The following is a 1,492-nucleotide window of genomic DNA, read 5'->3' on the forward strand; positions in this document are numbered from 1 at the left end:
CTGTCTTTCCTACACAAATATTTTAACCTGCCCCCTCGTTATTGAACTTTTTCCTCATAGATTGATCTCAATAACAAACACGACTTGAGGTAATCTTTATGTTTTCAACCTGCGCTGAACAATGGGCAAATGACACGTTTCAACATGCGGAATTAGGTGATAAACGCCGTACCAACCGCCTGGTGAAAGTGGCCTGTTCGTTGGCTAACCATATAGGACAATCGCTCGTGCAATCTCTTGACTCTCCTGCCGATGTTGAAGCGGCCTACCGACTGACCCGAAATTCCGCCATTGCGCCTCAGGCCATCGCCGAAGCCGGATTTACCGCCACCGTCGCTCACGCTCAACGTTATCGTTGCCTGTTAGCGCTGGAAGACACGACAACCCTGTCATTTTCCCACGCGTCGGTCGCCGATGAACTCGGCTATACCACCTCGACGGAAAAATCCCGGGGCATGCAGGTACACTCGGTGTTGTTATTTGCGCCTGAAGAACAACAGGTCGTGGGGTTGATAGAGCAACAGCGCTGGTGTCGAGATGTCAGTGATTATGGCAAAAGCCGACAACGCGACACACGCCCTTATGAAGGGAAAGAGAGTTATAAGTGGGAACGGGCCTCACAAGCCGTCGACAGCCGGTTAGGGGAGCAGATGGCCAACGTGATTTCTGTCTGTGACCGTGAAGCCGATATCATTGAATATCTGCGTTATAAAACGAGCCAAAAACACCGTTTCGTCATCCGTTCGATGCAAAACCGGCGTATTGAGGAAAGTCAGGATAAACTTTATGACTTTATCAGCCAGTTACAGAGTGCTGGAGAACGATTAGTTCAGATCAGACAGAAAGGCGGGCGTCAGGCGCGTGTCGCGCATTGTGATATCCGTTATGCCGAAGTGACGTTGAAAATCCCCGAAGGAAAAAGCGGTGAAGCGGTGCGGATATTTTATGTCGGTTGCTACGAAAAAGGTCCGGAGGATGGGCTTTGCTGGCATCTTCTGACCTCCGAACCCGTCAACAGTCAGGAAGACGCCCATAAAATATTCAGTTATTACGAGCGCCGCTGGCTGATAGAAGAATTTCACAAAGCGTGGAAAACGGGCGGCACGCAGGTAGAAGCGCTGCGTATGCAAAGCAAAGATAATCTGGAGCGGATGATAGTGCTGCTGGCCTTTATTGCGGTACGGATACACCAGCTGCGTTTTAAGGGTCTGAACAAAGAAGAAGCAGAGAAAGAGAGCTGTGAGACAGTATTAAGCCCCCTGGCGTGGAAATTACTGTGGTCAAAACAAGAAAAATGCCGTGTGCCGAAAAAAGCCCCGAGCTTGCATTGGGCCTTCATCAATCTGGGAAAACTGGCCGGCTGGTACGATTCCAAACGCACGGGTCGAGTCGGATGGGAACGACTTTGGGAAGGTTGGTTTCGGCTGCAAACCCTGATAGACGGCTATTTGCTGGCTAAATCAGTTGATTTGGAGATCTGATCAAGAGACAG

1 protein-coding gene is annotated in these 1,492 nt (G+C 50.1%); it reads left to right on the forward strand.

The genetic code is table 11. The annotated features are described in order from the left end of the window. Positions 1-98 precede the first annotated feature (98 nt). On the forward strand, positions 99-1,481 hold the full coding sequence (locus tag ACGF49_RS24505) for an IS4 family transposase (protein ID WP_046973493.1): 1,383 nt from the start codon (positions 99-101) through the stop codon (positions 1,479-1,481). Positions 1,482-1,492 lie beyond the last annotated feature (11 nt).

It is taken from the genome of Photorhabdus sp. RM96S (assembly GCF_042879335.1).
Lineage (GTDB): Bacteria > Pseudomonadota > Gammaproteobacteria > Enterobacterales > Enterobacteriaceae > Photorhabdus > Photorhabdus kayaii.